We start from the raw sequence: 16951 nt of genomic DNA, 5'->3' as shown, positions 1-16951 counted from the left end.
GCTGTGCGGGACGTGTCGGGCGGGGATGGTCCTTATAGACCCGAATCGACGTACGGGGGACAGTGCCCAGGGCGGAGCGGGGGAAACGCCCCGCCCCGTCGTGCGGGGGCGCGGGGGCGGGAACGCGCCGTCAGCGGTGTGCCGCGGCCGCGCCCGCCGGTTCGGCGGCGCGTCCGGCCGCGCCCCCGGCGGGGCGCCCGGCGGACGCGGCGGCCCTCGCGGGGAGCACCGCGTCCCTGCGCAGCCGGAACCAGTAGAAGCCGTGCCCGGCGAGGGTCAGCAGGTAGGGCCACTCGCCGACGGCGGGGAAGCGGACCCCGCCGATGAGCTCCACCGGGTGGTACTCGTTGAACTGCCGCAGGTCCAGCTCGGTCGGCTGCGGGAAGCGCGAGAAGTTGTGCACGCACATCACCAGGTCGTCGCCGTACTCGCGGAGGAAGGCGAGGACGGCCGGGTTCGACGACGGCAGCTCGGTGTACGAGCCGAGCCCGAAGGCCGGGTTCTGCTTGCGGATCTCGATCATCCGGCGCGTCCAGTGCAGCAGCGACGACGGGGACGCCATCGACGCCTCCACGTTCGTCACCTGGTAGCCGTAGACCGGGTCCATGATGGTCGGCAGGTACAGCCGCCCCGGGTCGCAGGAGGAGAAGCCCGCGTTGCGGTCGGGCGTCCACTGCATGGGGGTGCGGACGCCGTCGCGGTCGCCCAGCCAGATGTTGTCGCCCATCCCGATCTCGTCGCCGTAGTAGAGGATCGGGGATCCCGGCAGCGACAGCAGCAGCGCGGTGAACAGCTCGATCTGGTTGCGGTCGTTGTCCAGCAGCGGGGCGAGGCGCCGGCGGATGCCGATGTTGGCGCGCATCCGCGGGTCCTTGGCGTACTCCGCGTACATGTAGTCGCGCTCCTCGTCGGTGACCATCTCCAGGGTCAGCTCGTCGTGGTTGCGCAGGAAGATGCCCCACTGGCAGCCCGCCGGGATCGCCGGGGTCTTGGCCAGCACCTCGGAGACGGGGTAGCGGGACTCGCGGCGGACCGCCATGAAGATCCGCGGCATCACCGGGAAGTGGAACGCCATGTGGCACTCGTCGCCGCCGGCGGCGAAGTCGCCGAAGTAGTCGACGACGTCCTCCGGCCACTGGTTCGCCTCGGCGAGCAGCACCGTGTCCGGGTAGGCGGCGTCGATCTCCTTGCGGACCCGCTTGAGGAAGGCGTGGGTCGCCGGGAGGTTCTCGCAGTTGGTGCCCTCCTCCTGGTAGAGGTAGGGGACGGCGTCGAGGCGGAAGCCGTCGATGCCCAGGTCCAGCCAGAACCGCAGCGCGGAGAGGATCTCCTGCTGGACGGCCGGGTTCTCGTAGTTGAGGTCCGGCTGGTGGGAGAAGAACCGGTGCCAGTAGTACTGCCTGCGCACCGGGTCGAAGGTCCAGTTCGACGTCTCGGTGTCGACGAAGATGATCCGGGCGTCCTCGAACTGCTTGTCGTCGTCGGCCCAGACGTAGTAGTCGCCGTAGGGACCGTCCGGATGGGCGCGGGACTCCTGGAACCACGGGTGCTGGTCGCTGGTGTGGTTCATCACGAAGTCGATGATCACCCGCATGCCCCGCTGGTGCGCGGCGTCCACGAACTCGACGAAGTCCGCCAGGTCGCCGAACTCCGGCAGCACGGCCGTGTAGTCGGACACGTCGTAACCGCCGTCGCGCAGCGGGGAGTCGAAGAAGGGCGGCAGCCAGAGGCAGTCGACCCCCAGCCACTGCAGGTAGTCCAGCTTGGCCGTGAGGCCCCTCAGATCGCCGATGCCGTCGCCGTTGCTGTCCTGGAAGGAGCGGACCAGCACCTCGTAGAACACGGCCCGCTTGAACCAGTCGGGGTCCCGGTCCTTGGCGGGGGTGTCCTCGAACGTGTCGTGGACGGGCTCGTTCACGGTCATGATGTGGGTGACCCTCCGATCGGGGGAGACGGTCGCAGGACGGAACCGCGCCGGTCGGGGGAGAGGCCCCCCGGTCCCCGGCACACCACCAGTACGTGCGCGGGTCTGACACCCGGTTCCAGGCGCACGTAGTTCGTCCTGCCCCAGTGATAGGTCTCGCCGGTGAGCTCGTCGCGCACCGGCACGGTCTCGTGCCAGTCGAGGCCGAGATCCGGCATGTCCAGCGAAACCGTCGCCTCCTGGGCGTGATGGGGGTCGAGGTTCACGACCACCAGCACCACGTCCGACCCCTGCCGCTTGCTGTACGCGATGACCGCGTCGTTGTCGGCGTGGTGGAAGCGGAGGTTCCGGAGCCGCCGAAGCGCCGGATGGCGGCGCCGCAGCCGGTTGAGCGCGGTGACGAGCGGGACGATGCTGCGGCCCTCCCGCTCGGCCGCCGCCCAGTCGCGGGGCCGCAACTGGTACTTCTCCGAGTCGAGGTACTCCTCGCTGCCCTCCCGCAGCGGGGTGTTCTCGCACAGCTCGTACCCGGCGTACATCCCCCACGTCGGCGACAGCGTCGCCGCGAGCACCGCCCGCACCTCGAACGCCGGCCGCCCTCCGTGCTGGAGGTAGGCGTGCAGGATGTCGGGGGTGTTCACGAACAGGTTCGGCCGCATGCAGGCGGCCGTCTCCCCGGACAGCTCCGTCAGGTACTCGGTCAGCTCCTGCTTGGTGTTGCGCCAGGTGAAGTACGTGTACGACTGCTGGAAGCCGATCGCGCCGAGCGTCCTCATCATCGCCGGCCGGGTGAACGCCTCCGCCAGGAAGATCACGTCCGGATCGGTGCGGTTGACGGCGGCGATGACCTTCTGCCAGAACACCACCGGCTTCGTGTGCGGGTTGTCGACGCGGAAGATCCGCACGCCGTGCGCCATCCAGTGCCGCAGCACCCGCACCGTCTCGCGGACGATGCCCCGCATGTCCTCGTCGAACGCGAGGGGGTAGATGTCCTGGTACTTCTTCGGCGGGTTCTCGGCGTACGCGATGGAGCCGTCCGCCCGGTGCCGGAACCACGCGGGCCGCCTGCGCACCCACGGGTGGTCCGGGGAGCACTGGAGCGCGAAGTCCAGCGCCACCTCCAGGCGCAGCTCCCGCGCCCGCGCCACGAACGCGTCGAAGTCCTCCAGGGTCCCCAGGTCGGGGTGGACCGCGTCGTGCCCGCCGGCGGCCGAACCGATCGCCCACGGCACCCCGGGGTCGTCGGGGCCGGCCGTCAGCGTGTTGTTCGGTCCCTTGCGGTGCGTTCCGCCGATCGGGTGGATCGGCGGCAGGTAGACCACGTCGAAGCCCATCGCGGCGATCGCCGGCAGCCGCTCGGCCGCCGTGCGGAACGTCCCCGACACCAACCGGCCGTCCCCGTCGCGGTGGGCGCCCTCCGAGCGCGGGAACATCTCGTACCACGACCCGTACAGCGCCCGCTCCCGCTCCACCAGCAGCGGCAGCGGCTTCGACGCGGTGACCAGTTCGCGCAGCGGGTGGCGGTCAAGGACCTCCCGCACCTGTCCGGACAGCGCGGCGGCGAGCCGCTCGGCGGGGGAGCGGCGCACGTCCCGCAGCGCGTCCACCGCCGTCAGGACGGCCTCCCGGCCCTCGTCCTTCGGGACTCCGTCCGCGGCCCGCTCGTGCAGCGCGGCGCCCTCGGCCAGGACCAGCTCCGTGTCGATGCCCGCGGGGACCTTGACGCCGGCCTCGTGGCGCCAGGTGGCGACCGGGTCGCTCCACGCCTCCACGTGGTACGTCCACAGGCCCTCGCAGGTCGGGGTCACGTCGGCGCCCCAGCGGTCGGTGCCCGGCGCGAGCTCCCGCATCGGGGTGAACGGGCCCGGCCGCCCCGACGGGTCGGTGAGGACCACGTCGGCGGCGACCGCGTCGTGTCCCTCGCGGAAGACCGTGGCCGACACCTGGAAGGTCTCGCCGACCACCGCCTTCGCGGGCCTTCTGCCGCAGTCGACGAGGGGGGAGACGTCCAGGACGGGGATACGACCGATCAGCGCGTTCACAGCATCACCTGAGGATTGTGTACGAGATATCGCTCTTTGTAACTGCTCCGTTGCAGCATGGCGCGGCGCGGGCATCACCGCTCCTCTCCGGGTTCACTCGGGTGGGCGGCTACCGGAGGAGCCTTCCCACACCTCTCGGGTGGGCAATCCGGGGGTTTTCCGCCGGTTCGCCCGCGGGACGTCAGGCCAGACAGCCCAGGGCCGGCCCCGTTCGGAGGAAAAGCCGGGCCGCGCCCCGGCCGGGAGTGTCGGTCCCTCCCCACCCCGGTCCGGGCCCGCGCCGCGCCGGGGAGGCGCGCCGGGCCGGGAGGCGTACCGGGGTCGGGGAGGCGTGCCGTGCCGGGGAGGCGCGCGGGGGGCCCGGGGGCGGTCCACCGCCCTCGGCGGGCCCGCGGAAGGCGGCGTACGGCCCCGCGGAAGGCGGCGTACGGCCCCGCGGCGGGCGGGTGATCGGACGGCCCCGCGGCGGGCGGCGGCCGGAACGGGCCGGGGAGGCCGACGCGCCGCACGGCCCCGCCGTCGGGTTCCGGTGGGCCGGGCGGGGCCCGCCGCCGGGGGCACCGCGGATCGCCGCACCGCCGCCGGGTCCGCGCGGGGCGGGTGCTGTGCAGGGGTGGGTGCGCTGTGTGCGCGCCCTCCGCGCGCGCCCCCGGTGCCGCGCGCGCCGTGCGCCGTGGTCGCGACCGGCGGCGGGGCACTACCGTCTGGGCAGCACGGCGGGCGCGTAGCGTGGTGTGTCCGCCACTGTACGTATCTCCCCCGCGAAGGTGGAACACGTGAAGGCCATCCGTCGATTCACCGTCCGCCCCGTCCTGCCCGACCCCCTGCGACCCCTCAGCGACCTCGCGCGCAACCTGCGCTGGTCCTGGCACGCCGAGACCCGCGAGCTGTTCCAGGCCGTCGACCCCGAGGGGTGGCGCGCGGCCGGCGGCGACCCCGTGCGGCTCCTCGGCGCCGTGTCCGCCGCGCGCCTCGCCGAACTGGCCGGGGACCGGAGGTTCCTGCGTCGCCTGACCGCCGCCGCCGACGACCTCGACGACTACCTGCGCGGCCGCCGCTGGTACCAGAACCGGGCCGCCGAGGAGGGCGACGGCGCCGACCTGCCCGCCGCCGTCGCGTACTTCTCGCCCGAGTTCGGCGTCACCGCCGCCCTGCCGCAGTACTCCGGCGGCCTCGGGATCCTCGCCGGCGACCACCTCAAGGCCGCCAGCGACCTCGGCGTCCCCCTCGTCGGCGTCGGTCTGCTCTACCGGCACGGCTACTTCCGCCAGTCGCTCTCCCGCGACGGCTGGCAGCAGGAGCACTACCCGCTCCTCGACCCGGGCGAGATGCCCCTGACCCTGCTGCGCCGCCCCGACGGCGGCCCCCTCCGGGTCTCCCTCGCCCTGCCCGGCGGCCGCTCCCTCCACGCGCACGTGTGGGTGGCGCAGGTCGGCCGCGTCCCGCTGCTCATGCTCGACTCCGACGTCGAGGAGAACGGGCCGGGCGAACGGAACGTCACCGACCGGTTGTACGGCGGCGGCAGCGAGCACCGGCTGCTGCAGGAGATGCTCCTGGGGATGGGGGGTGTCCGGGCCGTGCGGGCGTACTGCGCCCTCACCGGCCACCCCGCCCCCGAGGTGTTCCACACCAACGAGGGCCACGCCGGCTTCCTGGGCCTGGAGCGCATCCGGGAGCTGACCGACCGGGGCACCGACTTCGACGCCGCCCTGGAGGCCGTACGGGCGGGGACCGTGTTCACGACCCACACGCCCGTCCCCGCCGGCATCGACCGCTTCGACCGCGACCTCGTGGCCCGCCACTTCGGGCCCGGGGCCGAACTGCCCGACGTGGACGTCGGCCGCGTCCTCCAACTGGGCCGGGAGACCTACCCGGGCGGCGACCCGGACGTCTTCAACATGGCCGTCATGGGACTGCGCCTGGCCCAGCGGGCCAACGGCGTCTCCACCCTGCACGGCGCCGTCAGCCGCTCGATGTTCGCCGGCCTGTGGCCCGGCTTCGAGCCGGAGGAGGTGCCGATCACCTCCGTCACCAACGGCGTCCACGCCCCCACGTGGGTGGCGCCCGAGGTGCTCCGGCTCGGGGCCCGGCAGATCGGCGTCCAGCGGGCCGAGGACGCCCTCAGCGTGGGCGGTTCGCAGCGCTGGGACGCCGTCGCGGACGTCGGCGACGCCGCGCTCTGGGAGCTCCGCCGCTCCCTGCGGGAGCAGCTGGTCCACGAGGTGCGCGCCCGGCTGTACGCCTCCTGGCGGGAACGCGGCGCCGGCGCCGCCGAACTGGGCTGGATCGACGGGGTCCTCGACCCGGACGTCCTCACCGTCGGCTTCGCCCGCCGCGTCCCCTCCTACAAGCGGCTGACGCTGATGCTCCGCGACCGCGACCGGCTGCGCGAGATGCTGCTGCACCCGGAGCGGCCCGTGCAGATCGTCGTCGCGGGCAAGGCCCATCCGGCGGACGACGGCGGGAAGCGGCTGGTGCGGGAGATGGTCCGGTTCGCCGACGACCCGCGCGTGCGCCACCGCATCGTCTTCCTGCCCGACTACGGCATGGCGATGGCGCAGAAGCTGTACCCGGGCTGCGACGTCTGGCTGAACAACCCGCTCCGCCCCCTGGAGGCGTGCGGGACGAGCGGGATGAAGGCCGCCCTCAACGGCTGCCTCAACCTGTCGGTCCGGGACGGCTGGTGGGACGAGTGGTACCACCCGGACTTCGGCTGGTCCATCCCCACCGCGGACGGTCCCACCACCGACGAGGAGCGGCGCGACGACCTGGAGGCGCACGCCCTGTACGAGCTGATCGAGCAGCGGGTCGCGCCGCGCTTCTACGACCGGGGCGCGAACGGGCTGCCCGAACGGTGGATCGCGATGGTCCGGCGCACCCTCACGTCCCTGGGCCCGAAGGTGCTGGCGGGGCGCATGGTGCGGGAGTACGTGGAGCTGCTGTACACCCCGGCGGCGCGGGCCCACCGCTCCCTGGACCCGGACTCGGCGCGGGAGCTGGCCGGGTGGAAGGCCCGGGTGCGGGCGGCCTGGCCGGGGGTGGCCGTCGACCACGTGGAGGCGGACGAGGCCAGCGAGATCGCCGAACTGGGCTCCACGCTGATCCTGCGGGTCCGGGTCGCCCTCGGCGACCTGACCCCGGAGGACGTGGAGGTCCAGGCGGTCGCCGGCCGGGTGGACACCCGTGACGCGCTGGCCTGTGCCCGGACGTTCCCGCTGAAGCCGGCGGGCGGCGGCAGCGGCCCGGACCAGCAGGGCCGCTGGGCGTACGAGGGCCCGCTGACCCTGGACCGCACGGGGCCGTTCGGCTACACGGTCCGCGTCCTGCCGGCGCACCGGCTCCTCGCGGCCGGTGCCGACCTGGGGCTGGTGGCGCTGCCGGCCGAGTCGGCGGCGGAGGGAGCGGGCGTCCTGCTGCGCTGATCCGCGCCCGGGCCGCCGCCCCCTTCCCCGTGGGGGGCGGCGGCCCGGTGTCCAGCCTGCCGTCCCGTACGGGGCCGGGCGTCACCCTCGGGTCCCGTTCCCCTCGGCCGTACGGGGGACCGGCCCGGTACCGGAGGACGAGCCGGCCCCGCCGCGGCGCCCGCGCCGCGCGGGCCGGCCCGGGCACGCGGAAGGCCGCCGCCCGTCTCGCGGGCGGCGGCCTCCCTGCGGGCCGGTGCGGCCCCCGGGACTACGGGAAGGTCAGCTTGAAGCCGTTGATGTAGCCGGTGTCGTAGCGGGCCGTGTCCTGGACGCGGAGCCTCCAGGTGCCGTTGGCGACCTCGCTGGACGCGTTGACGGTGTACGTCTCCTTGACGTTGTCCGCGGAGTCGCTGCCGCTCGCGTTCTTGAGCCGGTACGCGGTGCCGTCCGGGGCGACCAGGTCGACGACCAGGTCACCGCGCCAGGTGTGGACGATGTCCACGCCGACCTGCAGCGCGCTCGGCGCGTTGCCGGTGATGCCGGTCACGGAGACGGACGAGGTGACGGCCGATCCGGCGTCGGGGATGTTCACGTCGGCGGTGTTCTCGAAGACCTTGCCGCCGGGCGTGCCGCCGCCGGCGCGGGCGCCGACGTTGACGCCGGCCCACGCGTTCTGGACGGCGGCCACCTCGGGGCTGCCGGCGCCGTAGAGCTCGGTGGCGACCGCGATCGTGCCGGTGCGGGCGGCCGCGTAGTTGGTGGTGCTGGTGAACTTGGTGGTGAGCGCCTTGAACCAGATGAGCGCGGCCTTGTCGCGGCCTATGCCGGTGACGGGCAGCCCGTCCGAGGTCGGCGAGTCGTAGGCGACGCCGTTGACGGTCTTGGTGCCGCTGCCCTCGGACAGCAGGTAGAACCAGTGGTTCGCCGGGCCCGACGAGTGGTGCACGTCGATGCTGCCGATGCCCGAGTACCAGTAGTCCTTGGACGAGCCGTCCTTGCTGGGCTTGTCCATGTAGCGCAGCGGCGTGCCGTTGCCCCGGATGTCGATCTTCTCGCCGACGAGGTAGTCGCCGACGTCCTTGCTGTTGTTGGCGTAGAACTCGACGGCGGCGGCGAAGATGTCGGACGTCGCCTCGTTCAGGCCGCCGGACTCGCCGCTGTAGACCAGGCCGGCGGTGGCGGAGGTCAGGCCGTGGGTCATCTCGTGGGCGGCCACGTCGATCGACGTGAGCGGCTTGGCGTTGTTGTCGCCGTCGCCGTACGTCATGCAGAAGCAGCTGTCCTGCCAGAACGCGTTGGCGTAGTTGTTGCCGTAGTGGACGCGCGAGTACGCGGCCCTGCCGTCGCCCCGGATGCCGGCGCGGCCGTGGACGTTCTTGTAGTAGTCCCAGGTCAGCGCGGCCCCGTAGTGGGCGTCGGCGCCGGCGGTCTCCAGGTTGGACGGGGTGCCGTTGCCCCAGGTGTCGTCGGCGCCGGAGAACAGCGTGCCGGTGCCGGAGGTGCCGCGGTTGAGGTTGTACGTCTTGTGGCCGCCGCGCGCGGTGTCGGTCAGCGTGTAGGAGCTGCCCGACTGGGCGGTGCCGAGGGTGACCTGGCCGCTGTACTGCGTGTTGCCGGTGCCGTTGTGGACGGCCTGCCACTCGTAGAGCTTCTCGCCGGTGGTGGCGTCGGTGACGACGTGCAGCTCGTTGGGCGTGCCGTCGTGCTGGAGGCCGCCGACGACGGTCTCGTACGCGAGGACGGGCCTGCCCTCCGCGAGCCAGACGACCTTGCGGGGCGCGCGCTCCGCCTCCGACGCCTTCGAGCCCTCCGCGCGGGCGGCGGTGAGCGCCTGCCGCTCGGCGGCGGCCGGGGCCACGTCGGCGGTCGTGTCGACGTTCTTCAGCTCCGCGCGGGACGCCTTGGCGACGCTCTCGGTGCGGCCGGCCTCGTCCTCGGTGACCAGGAGGTCGCCACCGAGGACCGGCAGCCCGGCGAAGGTCCGCTCGTAACGGGTGTGGGTCGTGCCGTCGCGGTCCTGGACCACGTCGCGGACGACGAGCTTCTCCTGGGCGCCGAGACCGAGCTCCTTCGCCTTGGCGGCCTTGCCCGCGTCGGCCGCGCGGATGAGCGCGGTGCGCTGGGCGGGGGAGAGGTCGGCGGGCAGGGCACCCGGGTCGGCCTGGGCGGTGGTCTGGCGCTTGGGGGCCGGGACGTTCCGTCCGTCGTCGGCGGTGGCGGAGCCGGTCTGGACTCCCACGGCGAGCATGGCGGCGGCGGCGATCAGGGCGCCGGTGGCGGTCGCTCGACGGGATGGCGTGGATCTCACGCGGGACTCCTTTGCGAGGGGGGTACCGGGGCGGGGTGGGCCCTCGGGCGGTTCGGGTAGAACGGGTGGGGACGTGGGGACGTGGGGAGAACGGGGGAAGACTGGCATCGCACGGGTGTACGTGTCAGGGGCGCGTCAAGAAAATGGCTGAAAACTTCCCGTTACCCGAAGTCCCGGACGCGTTGACCGAGCGTCAACCCGCTGTGAGACCGGCCGCGTCGGGAGGGGACGGGGCCGTAGGCGTTCCGCACCCGGCCCTCGCCCTCCTCCGTGCCCCGCGGTCGCCCGGAAGCGGCCGCGAGGGAGCACCGCGGCCGGCCGCGCGAAGCCTTCCGGCCGGTCCGCCGCCGGGCGGGGCCGCGCGGGCCCGCCCCTCCCGTGCCGTCGCCTCGGTCCGCACCCCGCCGAGCAGGTCGAGCCGGTGGTCGTCACGGCCGTGCCCGTGGACGTCGCCCCCGCCTCCCGCCGCGCGCGGCGGGAGGCGGGGGCGACGGGGTGGGGAGTGCGGAGCCGGCACCCGAACCGCGGGCGCTCGCCGGGGCCGGGCGCCCGCGGGACGCGCCTCGCCGACGGGGCCGGACCGGTGCCCTTCCGTCGGTACGACACCCGTGCGTGGCCGAAAATCACCCGTGTTCCGGTCGCCGCTGTGACGGGTGGGACCTCGGGGACCCCGCGCGTGGAGGGAACACGGGCCCTCGGCCGTCCCCTCGCCGGGCGGGGCCCCGGGGATCGCGGTACCGGTGGGGAGGACGGGTCCGCACCCCCGCGGGCCTCCCCGGCCGCGCCGCCCCGCGAGCCCCCGGTACCGCCCCGTGTGCCGGAACGCCCGGCGCCGGCTCACCCCGCCAGGCTCTCCCGCCAGGCGCGGTGCAGGCCGGCGAAGCGGCCGTCCCCGGCGACGAGCCGCCCGGGCGGCCCGTCCTCCACGATCCGGCCGCGCTCCATCACCAGCACCCGGTCCGCGATCTCCACCGTGGACAGCCGGTGGGCGATCACCACCGCCGTACGGCCGTGCAGCACCGTGTCCATCGCCCGCTGCACCGCCCGTTCCCCGGGGACGTCCAGCGAACTGGTCGCCTCGTCCAGGATCAGCACCCCGGGGTCCGCGAGGAGCGCCCGGGCGAAGGCCACCAGCTGCCGCTGGCCCGCCGAGATGCGCCCGCCGCGCTTGCGCACGTCCGTGTCGTACCCGTCCGGGAGCGCCGCGATGAAGTCGTGCGCGCCGATCGCCTTCGCGGCGTGCTCGACCTCCTCACGCGTCGCGTCCGGGCGGCCGATCGCGATGTTCTGCGCGACCGTCCCCGAGAACAGGAAGGCCTCCTGCGTCACCATCACCACCCCGCGCCGCAGCTCCGCGGTGGACAGCTCCCGCAGGTCCACGCCGTCGAGGAGGACCCGCCCCCCGGACGGGTCGTAGAAGCGGGCCAGCAGCTTCGCCAGCGTCGACTTGCCCGCACCCGTCGAACCGACCACCGCCACCGTCTGCCCCGCCGGGATCGCCAGGTCGAACCGCGGCAGCACCTCGCCGCCGGTCCGGTACGCGAAGCGCACCCCCTCGAAGACGACCTCCCGGCCCGGCGCCCCGGCCGGCCGCGGCGGCAGCTCCCGCGAGACGGCGGGCTCCGGCACGGTCGGCCGCTGCGCCAGCAGGCCGGCGATCTTCTCCAGGGACGCGGCGGCCGACTCGTAGGCGTTGAGGAACATCCCCAGCCGGTCGATCGGGTCGTACAGCCGCCGCACGTAGAGCACGGCCGCCGCCAGCACGCCCAGCGCCAGCGTGCCGTCCGCCACCCGGTAGGCGCCCCACAGCACCATCCCGGCGACGGCGGTGTTCGCCACCAGCCGGGAGCCCACCACGTAGCGGGCCATCTCCAGGATCGCGTCGCCGTTGCGCCGCTCGTGGCGGCGGTTCAGGGCGGCGAACACCTCGTCGTTGGCCCGCTCCCGGCGGAACGCCCGCACCGGCCGGATGCCGTTCATCGTCTCCGCGAACTTCACGACGACCGCGGCGATCGCCGTGGACCGGGCGCCGAACGCCACCGACGCCCGCCGCCGGTACATCCGCACCAGCAGGTACAGCGGCACGAACGACGCGACCGCGACCGCGCCGATGCCCCGGTCCAGCCACAGCAGGATCAGCGAGATGCTGGCGAACGACAGCACCACGTTGACCAGTTCCTGGAGCCCTTCCTCCAGCAGCTCCCGCAGCGACTCCACGTCGGTCGTCGACCGGGAGATGAGCCGCCCCGAGGTGTACCGCTCGTGGAAGTCCACGCTCAGCGCCTGCGCGTGCCGGAAGATCCGGCCCCGCAGATCGAGCAGGACGTCCTGGCTGACCCGTGCCGACGCCTCCACGAAGCCGTACTGGAGCAGCCCCGCGCCCAGCGCGCACAGCCCGTACCCGGCGGCCACCGCGACCACCGGCCCGTGGTCGCCCTGGCGCAGCGCCGGCACGGCGCGGTCGATGGCGTACGCGACGAGCAGCGGCCCCGCCTGCACGGCCGCCTGCTGCAGGAGCAGCAGCAGCGCCGCCAGCGCCACCCGTGCCCGCCGCGGCGCCAGCAGCGACCGCAGCAGCGCGACCGTCGCGCCCTTCGGCACGGGCAGCGCGTCCCGGTCGAACGGGTCCCGCCCGCCCGGCTCCGGTTCCCCCTCCGGCCCCCGCCCGGCGTCCTCGCGCTCCCGCCGTTCCCGGTCCTGAACCGTCATCGCTCCCCGTCCTCCGCACCCGACATCAGCCACGCGTACTCGGCGCTGGTCCGCAGCAGCTCCTGGTGCGTCCCGACCGCCGCGATCCTGCCCTCCGACAGCAGCGCCACCCGGTCGGCCAGCAGCACCGTCGACGGGCGGTGCGCCACCACGAGCGCCGTCGTGTCCCGCAGCACCTCCCGCAGAGCGGCCTCCACCAGCGCCTCGGTGTGCACGTCCAGCGCGGACAGCGGGTCGTCCAGGACGAGGAACCGGGGACTGCCGACGACCGCGCGCGCCAGCGCCAGGCGCTGGCGCTGGCCGCCGGACAGGCTCAGGCCCTGCTCGCCCACCTCGGTCCCCGCGCCCCGCGGCAGGTCCGCCACGAACCCGGCCTGCGCCACGTCCAGCGCCCGCCGCAGCTCCGCGTCGCCCGCCCCCGGGCCGGCGCCCATCAGCACGTTGTCCCGGACGCTCGCCGAGAAGAGCGTCGGCTCCTCGAACGCCACGGCCACCAGCGACCGCAGCCTCTCGCGGGGCATCGCCGCGACGTCCTCGCCGTCGAGCAGGATGCGTCCCCCGGTCAGCTCGTACAGCCGGGGCACCAGCGCCGTCAGCGTCGTCTTGCCGGAACCCGTCTGTCCCACCAGCGCCAGCGTCTCGCCAGGCCGGATCCGCAGGTCCACCCCGCGCAGCACCGGAGGGGAGCTCCCGGGCGCGTCCGGGTAGCGGAACACCACGTCCTCGAACACCACCCCGCCCGGCGCCCCGTCCCCCGCACCGGGCGCCCCGCCCGGCCCCGGCTTCCGGCCGCCCGGCCCCGGCGCGGGGGCCGCCGCGGCCGGGGCCCGGTCCGCGGTCTCCTCCGCCTGGTCCATCACCTCGAAGTACCGCTCCGTCGCCGTCGCCGCCTCCTGGCTCATCGCCAGCAGGAAGCCGATCGACTCCACCGGCCACCGCAGCGCCAGCGCCGTGGTCAGGAACGCCACCAGCGTCCCCGCCGACAGCTCCCCGTCCGCCACCTGCACCGTGCCCAGCACCAGCGCGGCGCCGATCGCCAGCTCCGGGACGGTCGTGATGAACGCCCAGATCCCCGCCAGCAGCCGCGCCTTGCGCAACTCGGTGCCGCGCAGCCGCCCGGCCAGCTCCCGGAACGCGCGCGCCTGGCTGCGGTGCCGCCCGAAGCCCTTCACGACGCGGATGCCGAGCACGCTCTCCTCGACCAGCGTCGTCAGGTCGCCCACCTGGTCCTGCGCCCGCCGCGCCGCCTTGGAGTACCGCGTCTCGAACAGGGAGCAGCCCACCACCAGCGGCACCACCGGCAGCAGCAGCACCAGCCCCAGCGACCAGTCCTGCCCCAGCAGCACCACGAAGCCGGCGAGCACCGTCACCGCGTTGACGAACAGGAACGTCAGCGGGAAGACCAGGAACATCCGCAGCAGCGACAGGTCCGTCGTCCCGCGCGACAGCAGCTGGCCCGACGCCCACCGGTCGTGGAACGCCACCGGAAGCCGCTGCAACCGCCGGTACAGGTCGGCGCGCAGGGCCGCCTCCACCCTCGTCGACGGCCGCGCCACCAGCCAGCGCCGCAGACCGAACAGCAGCGCCTCGGCCACTCCGAGCCCCAGCACGGCGAGCGCCCCCAGCCACACGCCGTCCGGGTCGCGCCCGGCCACGGGGCCGTCCACGATCCACTTCAGCACCAGCGGGATGACCAGGCCCAGGCAGGACGCCACGACCGCGACGAACGCCGCCGTGAGGAACCGTCCCCGCACCGGCCGCAGATACGGCCACAGCCGGAGGAGCGAGCGCACGGCGGAGCGCTTGGGGACGGTGGGACGCGGGGCGGCGGTGGAGGGAGACATCAGGACCGAGCGTAGGGTTCACCGCTGACATCCCTCACCGGGTTTTCCGCCGAACGCCCCTCCGTTCACCCTCCGGACGCCCGCTCCGCGCCGGTCGTGCGCCCCCGGCGGCGCCCGTCCCGTCCCCGGACCGGGCGCCGCTCACGCGGTCACCCGCCACAGCAGCGCGGACCTCGCCGGCACCGTCACCGCCTCCCCGCCCCGGCACACCGTCCCGGGCGCCTCCGACTGCTCCTCCCGCGAGGTGTCGACGACCAGCTCGTACTCCTCCGCCCACGGCGGCCCCGGCAGCCGGTGCTCGATCGGCCCGTCATCCGCGTGGAGGACCACCAGGAAGCCGTCGTCCACGACCGCCCGGCCGCGCTCGTCGCGCCCCGGGATGTCCCGCCCCGACAGGTAGAAGGCGATCGTCCGGGCCGGCGCGTACCAGTCGCCCTCCGTCATCTCCGTCGCCGCCGCCGTGAACCACGCCAGGTCCCGCAGCCCGTCGGCGCCCTGAGGGCGGCCCGAGAAGAACGCCCGGCGACGCAGCACCGGGTGCGCGTGGCGCAGCGCCAGCAGCCGGCGGGCCAGCGCGAGCAGCTCCCGCGCCCACCCCTCGTCCAGCAGCGACCAGTCCACCCAGCCGGTCGCGTTGTCCTGGCAGTACGCGTTGTTGTTGCCGCCCTGCGTGCGCCCCATCTCGTCGCCGGCGACGAGCATCGGCACGCCCGTGGACAGCAGCAGCGTGGTGAGCAGGTTGCGGATCTGGCGGCGGCGCAGCGCGTTCACGGTCTCGTCGCCGGTCTCACCCTCCGCGCCGCAGTTCCACGACCGGTTGTCGTCGGCGCCGTCCCGGTCGTCCTCGCCGTTGGCCCCGTTGTGCTTCCGCTCGTACGACACGAGGTCGCGCAGGGTGAACCCGTCGTGCGCGGTGACGAAGTTGACCGACGCGTACGGGCGGCGGCCACCCCAGGCGTACAGGTCGCTCGACCCCGACAGCCGGTAGCCCAGGTCCCGCACGTCGGGCAGGGCGCCGCGCCAGAAGTCCCGCACCGCGTCCCGGTACCGGTCGTTCCACTCCGTCCACAGCGGCGGGAAGGCGCCCACCTGGTAGCCGCCGCTGCCCACGTCCCACGGCTCGGCGATCAGCTTCACCCGCCGCAGCACCGGGTCCTGCGCGATCACCGCCAGGAACGGCGACAGCATGTCCACGTCGTGCATCGACCGGGCCAGCGCCGCCGCCAGGTCGAAGCGGAAGCCGTCCACGCCCATCTCGGTGACCCAGTAGCGCAGCGAGTCGGTGATCAGGCGCAGCACCTGCGGCCGGACGACGTGCAGCGTGTTGCCGCAGCCCGTGTAGTCCGCGTACCGGCGGGGGTCCGCCTGGAGCCGGTAGTAGCCCCGGTTGTCGATCCCGCGCAGCGACAGCATGGGGCCCAGCTCGCCGGCCTCCGCCGTGTGGTTGTAGACCACGTCGAGGATCACCTCGATGCCCGCCTCGTGCAGCGCGCGCACCATCCGCCGGAACTCCCCGACCTGCTGCCCGCCCGTGCCCGTCGCGGCGTAGGCGGCGTGCGGCGCGAAGTAGCCGATGGAGTTGTAGCCCCAGTGGTTGCGCAGCCCGCGCCGCAGCAGGTGGTCCTCGTGCGCGAACTGGTGCACCGGCAGCAGCTCCACCGCCGTCACCCCGAGGCGCACGAGGTGCTCGACCGCCGCCGGGTGGGCCAGCCCCGCGTAGGTGCCGCGCAGCTCCTCGGGGACGCCGGGGTGGCGCATGGTGAAACCCCGCACGTGGAGCTCGTAGATGACGGAGTCCGCCCACGGCGTCTTGGGCCTGCGGTCCTCGGCCCACTCGTCGCCGGGCGCGTCGTCGTGGACCACGACGCCCTTCGGCACGTACGGCGCCGAGTCGCGGTCGTCGCGCACGGTGTCCGCGACGTGCTGGTCCGGCCAGTCCCGCACGTGCCCGTACACCTCCGGCGGCAGCGCGCCGAAGTCGCCGTCCACCGCCCGCGCGTACGGGTCGAGGAGCAGCTTCGCCGGATTCCAGCGGGCGCCGGTCCACGGGTCCCACCGGCCGTGCACCCGGTACCCGTACCGCCGGCCCGGCCGCACGTCCGGCACGAAGCCGTGCCAGATCTCGTGCGTCAGCTCCGTGAGCGGCACCCGCGTCTCCGTGCCGTCCGGCGCGAACAGGCACACCTCGACGGCCTCGGCACCGCCCGCCCACAGGGCGAAGTTGGTGCCGGCCACCCCGTCGGGGCCGACCCGGAAGCGGGCGCCCAGCGGTGTCGGTGAGCCCGGCCAGACGGGCGGTGGCGGGGCCGGTGCGGCGGGGACCGCGCCGGCCCCGGGTCCGGTGTGGGTGACCGCCCGCGTGCCGCGGCGCGACCCGCCCGATCCCGCGCGGCGCGGCCCGGGGGACGCGTCCGGCGCCCGCGGGACCGCGTCCTGGACTGGACCCTGTTCGGCTGCGCTCGACACTGCCGGCCTCCCGCGGCTCGTCCGGCGACCGGGCCGGGGCTCCCGACGGCCCCGCTCGGTCCTCCCGGTGTTCTGCCCGTACCGCCCCGGTCCCAACATCGGCCGTCCCGGGCACGCCCCGCACGGGGGCACTCCGGGGGCACTCCGGGCGGCCGGGCGCCGGGGGCGCGCGGCGGGGGAGGCGAAGGAGGTGGAGGAGGCGGGGGAGTCCGCGAAGAGGGAGGGCGGGGGAGCGGGCCGTGGGGGTCCCGCAC

General features: G+C 74.5%; 7 protein-coding genes. 1 reads left to right on the top strand and 6 read right to left on the bottom strand.

The features are described from left to right. Positions 1 to 130: 130 nt before the first annotated feature. The gene (gene treS / locus LUW75_RS05585; protein ID WP_250334625.1) at positions 131 to 1924 is read right to left on the bottom strand and encodes a maltose alpha-D-glucosyltransferase; all 1794 of its coding nucleotides are present in this window, start codon (positions 1922 to 1924) and stop codon (positions 131 to 133) included. Then, the gene (locus tag LUW75_RS05580) at positions 1921 to 3957 is read right to left on the bottom strand and encodes an alpha-1,4-glucan--maltose-1-phosphate maltosyltransferase (protein ID WP_250337560.1); all 2037 of its coding nucleotides are present in this window, start codon (positions 3955 to 3957) and stop codon (positions 1921 to 1923) included. Before LUW75_RS05580 ends, treS begins: the two co-directional genes overlap by 4 nt. A gap of 785 nt (positions 3958 to 4742) precedes the next feature. On the opposite strand from LUW75_RS05580, the gene glgP reads away from it, so the two are divergent. Then, positions 4743 to 7388 carry an alpha-glucan family phosphorylase gene (gene glgP, locus LUW75_RS05575; RefSeq protein WP_250334624.1) on the top strand — a complete coding sequence of 882 codons (2646 nt, stop codon included), beginning with the start codon at positions 4743 to 4745 and terminating at the stop codon, positions 7386 to 7388. A gap of 250 nt (positions 7389 to 7638) precedes the next feature. Here the strand turns inward: glgP and LUW75_RS05570 are convergent, their stop codons facing one another. From LUW75_RS05570 to glgX, 4 genes are all read right to left on the bottom strand, one after another. Next, positions 7639 to 9678, bottom strand: coding sequence for a M4 family metallopeptidase (locus LUW75_RS05570; RefSeq protein WP_250334623.1), 2040 nt, complete (start codon positions 9676 to 9678; stop codon positions 7639 to 7641). An 837-nt stretch (positions 9679 to 10515) separates the two neighbouring features. Beyond that, positions 10516 to 12387, bottom strand: coding sequence for an ABC transporter ATP-binding protein (locus LUW75_RS05565; protein WP_250334622.1), 1872 nt, complete (start codon positions 12385 to 12387; stop codon positions 10516 to 10518). After that, complete coding sequence (locus LUW75_RS05560) at positions 12384 to 14231, bottom strand: ABC transporter ATP-binding protein (RefSeq protein WP_250334621.1); 1848 nt, start codon at positions 14229 to 14231, stop codon at positions 12384 to 12386. Before LUW75_RS05560 ends, LUW75_RS05565 begins: the two co-directional genes overlap by 4 nt. A gap of 141 nt (positions 14232 to 14372) precedes the next feature. After that, entirely contained in the window at positions 14373 to 16697 is a 2325-nt protein-coding gene (gene glgX, locus LUW75_RS05555; RefSeq protein WP_284453804.1) for a glycogen debranching protein GlgX, read from the bottom strand. Between the last annotated feature and the right edge of the window lie 254 nt (positions 16698 to 16951).

The sequence above is a fragment of the Streptomyces sp. MRC013 genome (assembly GCF_023614235.1).
Taxonomy (GTDB): Bacteria; Actinomycetota; Actinomycetes; order Streptomycetales; family Streptomycetaceae; genus Streptomyces.
Note: the sequence above shows the minus strand (reverse complement) of the source record. Positions and strands in the feature narration are given on the sequence as shown.